Below are 6,000 nucleotides of genomic sequence, written 5' to 3' on the forward strand. Positions count from 1 at the left end.
CCATTGTGCCGGGAGGCGGCGGGCCAGTGCCCGACACCCTGGCGGACGGGAGGGGACGGCAGGAGACGGGAAGGGCGGGAGACGTGACCTACAGCGATCTTAGGCATCTGTCGGTTAATCTCCCCGGGTGTTCGAAACAGCCGCCGTACGCCCCGCCGGGCTCGCCACGCGCTGCGTCCGCGCGCTCCTGTCTCCGTGGTCGCGGCTTTCGCTGCTCGTGGTGCTGCTGGCCGCGGCGGCGTGCTGCGTTCTGCTGTTCGAGCCGCAGCGGATGCTGGCCCACGGGTGGCCGCCGCAGGTGGGCGGGGCGGCCGCGGTGGCCCTGTTCGCGTCGGCGTACGGGCTGTGCACGGTGGCGTTCGTGCCGCGGCCGCTGCTCAACCTCGCCGCGGGCGCGCTGTTCGGCTCGCAGCTGGGGCTCGTCGGGGCACTCGGCGGGACGGTGCTCGGTGCCGGGTTCGCCTTCGGGCTCGGGCGCGCGCTCGGCCAGGACGCGCTGCGGCAGCTGCTGCGCGGGCGCTGGCTCAAGGCGGCGGACGGACAGCTGAGCCGGCACGGGTTCCGCTCGATACTGGCGGCGCGGCTCTTCCCCGGCGTCCCGTTCGCGGCGGCCAACTACTGCGCGTCGGTCTCCCGGATGGGCTGGCTCCCTTTCCTGCTCGCCACGGGGCTCGGCTCCGTCCCGAACACGGCGGCGTACGCCGTGGCGGGTGCGCGTGCCGCGAGCCCCTCGTCGCCGGTCTTTCTCGTCGCCATGGCCTTCATCGTCGTGACCGGCTGCGCGGGCGCCGTGGCTGCGTGGTGCAAGCGGCACTCGTTGCGCGGACGGCTCGGCGACCGGTAGCCGCCCGGCCCGTCAGACCGGCGCCCAGCCGGGCGCGCCGCCGTGCAGGGCCGTGTAGTACGGGTCACCGGGGCCGATCTCACCGGCCCTCACGGTCGCGTCCGTGAACGCCGACTTGTAGAGGGCGGAGATCAGTTCCAGGCTGGTGCGCCCGTCGGGCCCGCTGCTGCGTGGCCGCACCCCCGCCCGTACCGAGGCGACGAGCTCGCGCAGCTGCGCCAGGTGGGAGCTGGGCACGTCCGGACCGAAGTCCCGCCAGGCGGCGGCCTCTCCCGCGGGCACGTCGGCGGCGGGGGTGACGGTCCAGTCGGCGTTCTCGTACCCGTACAGATGGGTCAGTTCCAGGGTGGCGCGTTCGCAGTCGAGACGGATGCCGCTGACCTCGTGGGGGCTCAGGACGCTGTTGACCACGGTGGCCATGGCGCCGCTCGCGAACCTGACGAGGGCGGTGGAGACGTCCTCCGTCTCCACGTCGTGCACGAGGCGGCCCGCCATCGCGCGCACCTCGGACCAGGGGCCGAGCAGGTCGAGCAGGAGGTCCATCTGGTGGATGCCGTGGCCCATCGCGGGGCCGCCGCCCTCCGTCGCCCACCGGCCGCGCCAGGGGGCGGCGTAGTACGCGGTGTCGCGGTACCAGGTGGTCTGGCAGTGGGCGACCAGTGGACGCCCGACGTCGCCGCGGTCGAGGAGGCCGCGTACGTGGCGGGCGCCCGAGCCGAACCGGTGCTGGAAGACGATCGCGGCGTACGGGCCGCCCTCGGCCCCCTCGGCCGCCTCGACGGCGTCGAACTCGGCGAGGGACGGGCACGGCGGCTTCTCGCACCACACCCAGGCGCCGGAGCGCAGCGCGGCGACGGTCTGCTCGCGGTGCAGGGTGGGCGGGGTGCAGATGCTGACGACGTCGGGGCGCTGCTCGTCGAGCATGCGCGCCAGATCGGTGTACGGGTGCGGGATGCCGCCGTCCGCGCAGAAGGCGCGCACCGCGGCGTCGTCGATGTCGACGGCGGCGACGACCTCCACCTCGCCCTCGGCGGCGAGCTGCTGGAACGCGGGCAGATGGCAGCCCCGCGCGATGCCGCCGGTGCCGACGACGGCGGCCTTGAGCCGATGGGTACGGGGACCTGAGCGGGCGGGTCGGGGCGGTGCGGGTGCGCTGCTCATGCGGCGATCAACACTCCGTCGTGGTCGGGAAGTCGGGGAGTCGGCGGGCGGGGCGGTCCGGGGGCCACGAGGCCGGCACTCGACAGCAAGCGCTTTCCCTCCGCCTCGCGCCGAACCTAGGCGGGTGCGCCGTCCCGGTCAACAGGCGGGCGGCCGGAGCCCGTCTCCCCTGCCCCGCGGAGGCCGGGCGCGAGCCAGAGCGTGACGCCCGCGGAGACTGCGGCGAGCAGGGTCATCGCCGTCGGCGGCGAGGTCAACTCAGCGACCGCCCCGGCGACGACCGCGCCCACCCCCTGCATGGCGAGCATGCCCGACGTGTGCAACCCCAGGGCGTGGCCGCTCAGTTCGGGCGGCGTCAGCGCCAGGAGCCGTTCCTGGAGCAGAAGGCTCGCGCCGAAGCCGACCGAGGCGAGGGCCACGGCCGCCACCGCGACGGGCAGCGCGGGCCGCGCCGCGAACAGCAGGTACGGGGCGGCGAGCAGCAGTCGCAGCGGCGCGCCCAGGCGCTCGCGGAGCCGCCGCGGCACGAACCGTCCGGTGAGCGTGTCCCCGGCGAGCATGCCCACGGCGGCGCTCGCGAGGAGGAGGCCCGCGTGGCCGGGGTCGTAGGAGACGAACAGGGCCTCGCAGCCGACGACGAGCCCGTTGGGCACCCACAGCGCGAGGTAGACACAGCGGCGCGGCCCGGACGACCAGAGGGCGGCGTTGCCGCGTACGGTCTCGGTGAGCGAGGGCCGTCCGGTGCTGCGGGACTCCCGCCGGGACAGGCCGGTGCGCGCCACGACCGCCGCCGCCCCGTACAGCGCGGCGGCCACGAGGAGGGTGCCGCGCGGCGAGAGCGTGGCGACGAGGACGCCACCGATCGCGAAACCGAGGATCTGGCAGGCGCCCGCGCTCATGTTGAGAACGGCGCGGCCGAGCAGATAGCCGTCGCGGTCGAGGATGTCGGTGAGCAGGCCGTAACGCAGTCCGCCGCCGAGGGACGCGGGCACGCCCTGCGCGAGGACGAGTGCGAGCCCCGCCGCCGTGGGCAGCCCCGGCGCGGCCTGCGCGGCCGTGGCCAGTCCGAGGAGCACCGCGAGCCCGGCGAGTCCGGCTCGTGGCGGCAGCCGGTCGGCGGCCGACAACAGCGTGAGGGCCCCGACGACTTGGGCGAGCGAGGGCCCGAACATGGCGAGCGCGGCGAGCAGCGGCGAACCGGTCCTGGCGTGGACGAGCGAGCCGAGGGCCAGGCCCGCGACGGTCCTGGCGGCGACCTGGAGCGAGGCGGTGAGGAAGAGGGGCGTGTACTCGTCGGTGGCGAACAGGTGCCGGTAGGTGCGCATGGGCGCAGGTTTCCGGGGCGCGGGGCTGAGGCGTTAACGTTTCGCGGATCGGCGAAACATGGTGAGGGGCGGGGGGCGGCTCATGGGGGTGTGGCAGGTCGACGCGGACACGCTCGCCGGGAGCCGGTTCGTGCTCTCGCGGCTCGCCGAGACGACCGCGAGCCTCAAGAAGCTCCACCAGGCCCGTGCCGCCCACCCCGGAGAACGCCGGTGGCTCGACACGTATCTGCCCGCCTACCGGGCGCGTCTCGCCGCCGACCCGGTGACGGCCCGGCTCGTCGAGGCCGCGTTCGGCGCGGCGTGGAACGCCGACTTCATCACGCCCACGCCGCACGGCGCCGCCGAGGACGATCTGGACGAGGGGCTCGCCCGGATCCGGGCGACGTCGCCGGAGGGGGTGCGGGCGGATCTGTCGGTGTCGTCGCCGGGGCCGCTGCCGGCCCAGGTGCGGGACGCCGAGGACCCGGCGGGCCGGGTCGCGGAGCTGTTGGCGTGGGTGTGGCGGCGGACGGTGCTGCCCGAGTGGCCGCGGCGGCGCCGGGTCCTGGAGGCCGATGTCGTCGCGCGGACGCGGCAGTTGACGGTCGGCGGCTGGGCGGCGGCGTTCAGCGGGATGCGGCACACGATGCGCTGGCGGGGCGACGGACGGCTCCAGATCAACACGCACGCCTACCCTCCGCGTGACGTCTCGGGCGCCCGGCTGCTGTTCGTGCCGGTCACCCCCGAGCAGGGGTGGGTGTCGTGTCCGGAGCCGCCGGGTGGTGGGCGGGCGGACCGGTACGCGGTCGTCTACCCGTGCGCCGCGGTGCTCGCGGACGCGGGGCGGCCGGCCCCGCCCCAGGGGCTGTCCGCGCTGATCGGCGCGGCCCGCGCGCACGTCCTGGTGCTGCTGGCGGGCCCGTTGACGACGACGCAGCTGGTCGCCCTGACGGGGCAGGGCCTGGGGTCGGTCGGCCGCCATCTGAAGGTGCTGCTCGGCGCGGGGCTGGTGGAGCGACGCCGCACGGGGCGTTCGGTGCTGTATTTCCGTACGGTGGCGGGTGATGCGCTGGTGGGGGCGGGAGGCGGCCTGCCGGGGCCCGTGAGACGGCCGCCCGACGCGGGTAACCTGCGGTGACGCACGACCACCAGCACGCACCGCACCCGCCCGTGGCTCCCGCCACCGCCGCGCACGTCCAGGCCGCCCTGGAGGAGTCGCTGCGCGTTCTGAGGCCGTGGGCCGACGGCGACTGGACCGTCGCGGCGGGTTCCCTGGAGTGGAGCTGCTGGGAGACGGCCGCGCACATCGCCCACGATCTGACCGCGTACGCCGGCCAGTTGGCCGCCTGCCCCGACGACCGCTGTCTGCCGTTCGACCTGGTGGTCCGGCCGGGCACCGCGCCCAAGGACGTACTGCGCGTCGTCGAGGCGGCCGCGGGCATGCTGTGCTCCGCACTGTGCGCCGCCGCCCCCGGTGCGCGCGCGTTTCACTGGGGGCCGTGCGACCCTCCCGGTTTCGCCGCGATGGGGGTGGCCGAAACCTTGCTGCACACGTACGACATCACGCGCGGGCTCGGGGTCGCGTGGACGCCGTCGCCCGGACTGAGCGAGACCGTGGTGCGGCGGCTCTTCCCCGACGCCCCGGACGGGGCCGACCCGTCGGCGGTGCTGCTGTGGTGCACGGGGCGCGGCGAACTGCCCGGCCTCGCACGTCGTTCCGCATGGCGGTGGACGGCGGCGCTGCCCGGCTGACCAGCTGTCGGGCGCGGTGCGGTCCGGGCAACTCCCGTGCGGGTGTGATCACTTGGCGCACCCGGACGCTCGCTCAGGGTTCCCAACCGGTCACGGCGCACGTAGCCTTGGCACATGCCGCCTGTCACTGAGGGTTCTGTGCGGTCCGCCGACGAGGTCAACAAGCGGATCCGTGATCTGTGGCTGCACGCGGGTGGTCGGCTCACCGCCGAGCAGCGCGCCGAGTACGAGCTCCTGGTCGCCGAGTGGGCCGAGGCGATGCGCGCCAAGGTCATCGAGGCGGCCTGAGCGCGCCGCGGCGCCCCGGCGCGCTCGGGCCCGCGCCCCGCAGCGGTCAGCGGCCGCCCGCCACCCGCAGTACCGTGCCCGTGGCGTACGAGGCGTCGTCGGAGAGCAGCCAGGCCACGGCCGCCGCGATCTCCTCGGCCCTGCCGGGTCGGCGCAGCGGGATGCCGGGGGCCGACTGCGCGGCGCGGTCCGGGTTGCCGCTCGCCGCGTGGATGTCGGTGTCGACGACGCCGGGCGCGACCGCGTTGACACGGACGCCCGCCGGGCCGAGCTCCTGGGCGAGACCCACGGTGAGCGTGTCGACGGCGGCCTTGGACGCGGCGTAGTGCACGTACTCGCCGGGGCTGCCGAGCGTCGCCGCGGCGGAGGACACGTTCACGATGGCGCCCGCTCCCGCGGCCGTCATGTCGCGGGCGGCGCGGCGGCAGCACATCAGGACGCCGAGGACGTTGATGTCGAGGACGCGCCGCAGATCGTCGGTGGTCGCCTCGGTGAGCGGGCCCAGGGGCGCGGTGACGCCGCCGTTGTTGACGAGCCCGGTGAGCGGGCCGAGCCGTTCGCTCGCCTCGTCGAACATCTGCTCCACGTCGGCCTCGCGCGACACGTCGGCGCGGACCACCGCGCACCGGGCGCCGGCCGCGCGCACGGCGT

Annotated in this window: 7 protein-coding genes; 4 read left to right on the plus strand and 3 right to left on the minus strand. The window is 75.5% G+C overall.

Annotation, left to right across the window (positions count from 1 at the left end; translation table 11 throughout):
• The first annotated feature begins 127 nt into the window (after nucleotides 1-127).
• Complete coding sequence (locus tag OFY01_RS30715; RefSeq protein WP_266605492.1) at nucleotides 128-844, plus strand: TVP38/TMEM64 family protein; 717 nt, start codon at nucleotides 128-130, stop codon at nucleotides 842-844.
• A gap of 12 nt (nucleotides 845-856) precedes the next feature.
• Here the strand turns inward: OFY01_RS30715 and OFY01_RS30720 are convergent, their stop codons facing one another.
• Together OFY01_RS30720 and OFY01_RS30725 are read right to left on the minus strand one after the other, a co-directional pair.
• Nucleotides 857-2,005: a Gfo/Idh/MocA family protein gene (locus OFY01_RS30720; RefSeq protein ID WP_266605494.1), complete on the minus strand. Its 1,149-nt coding sequence runs from the start codon at nucleotides 2,003-2,005 to the stop codon at nucleotides 857-859.
• 116 nt (nucleotides 2,006-2,121) lie between these two features.
• Nucleotides 2,122-3,330: an MFS transporter gene (locus tag OFY01_RS30725; protein ID WP_266605496.1), complete on the minus strand. Its 1,209-nt coding sequence runs from the start codon at nucleotides 3,328-3,330 to the stop codon at nucleotides 2,122-2,124.
• Nucleotides 3,331-3,412: 82 nt separating this feature from the next.
• Here OFY01_RS30725 and OFY01_RS30730 point away from each other — a divergent pair, with 82 nt between their 5' ends.
• The 3 genes from OFY01_RS30730 to OFY01_RS30740 all read left to right on the plus strand — a co-directional run bounded on the left by OFY01_RS30730 (nucleotide 3,413) and on the right by OFY01_RS30740 (nucleotide 5,349).
• Nucleotides 3,413-4,447 (plus strand): ArsR/SmtB family transcription factor, encoded by a 1,035-nt coding sequence (locus OFY01_RS30730; protein ID WP_266605498.1) that lies wholly within the window; start codon nucleotides 3,413-3,415, stop codon nucleotides 4,445-4,447.
• Nucleotides 4,444-5,061, plus strand: coding sequence for a hypothetical protein (locus tag OFY01_RS30735; protein WP_266605499.1), 618 nt, complete (start codon nucleotides 4,444-4,446; stop codon nucleotides 5,059-5,061). The genes OFY01_RS30730 and OFY01_RS30735 overlap by 4 nt, the downstream gene beginning before the upstream one ends.
• Nucleotides 5,062-5,175: 114 nt before the next feature.
• Nucleotides 5,176-5,349 carry a hypothetical protein gene (locus tag OFY01_RS30740; protein WP_266605501.1) on the plus strand — a complete coding sequence of 58 codons (174 nt, stop codon included), beginning with the start codon at nucleotides 5,176-5,178 and terminating at the stop codon, nucleotides 5,347-5,349.
• Between the two features lie 46 nt (nucleotides 5,350-5,395).
• Here the strand turns inward: OFY01_RS30740 and OFY01_RS30745 are convergent.
• Nucleotides 5,396-6,000 (minus strand): SDR family oxidoreductase (locus tag OFY01_RS30745; protein ID WP_266605503.1); only part of this gene is annotated, 605 nt, incomplete at its 5' end.

This window comes from Streptomyces beihaiensis (assembly GCF_026274175.1).
Classification (GTDB): Bacteria; Actinomycetota; Actinomycetes; order Streptomycetales; family Streptomycetaceae; genus Streptomyces; species Streptomyces beihaiensis.

Coding starts and splice junctions, on each gene's coding strand:
- OFY01_RS30720 (WP_266605494.1), bottom strand. CDS start 2,005: ATGAGCAGCGCACCCGCACCGCCCCGACCCGCCCGCTCAGGTCCCCGT.
- OFY01_RS30725 (WP_266605496.1), bottom strand. CDS start 3,330: ATGCGCACCTACCGGCACCTGTTCGCCACCGACGAGTACACGCCCCTC.
- OFY01_RS30730 (WP_266605498.1), top strand. CDS start 3,413: ATGGGGGTGTGGCAGGTCGACGCGGACACGCTCGCCGGGAGCCGGTTC.
- OFY01_RS30740 (WP_266605501.1), top strand. CDS start 5,176: ATGCCGCCTGTCACTGAGGGTTCTGTGCGGTCCGCCGACGAGGTCAAC.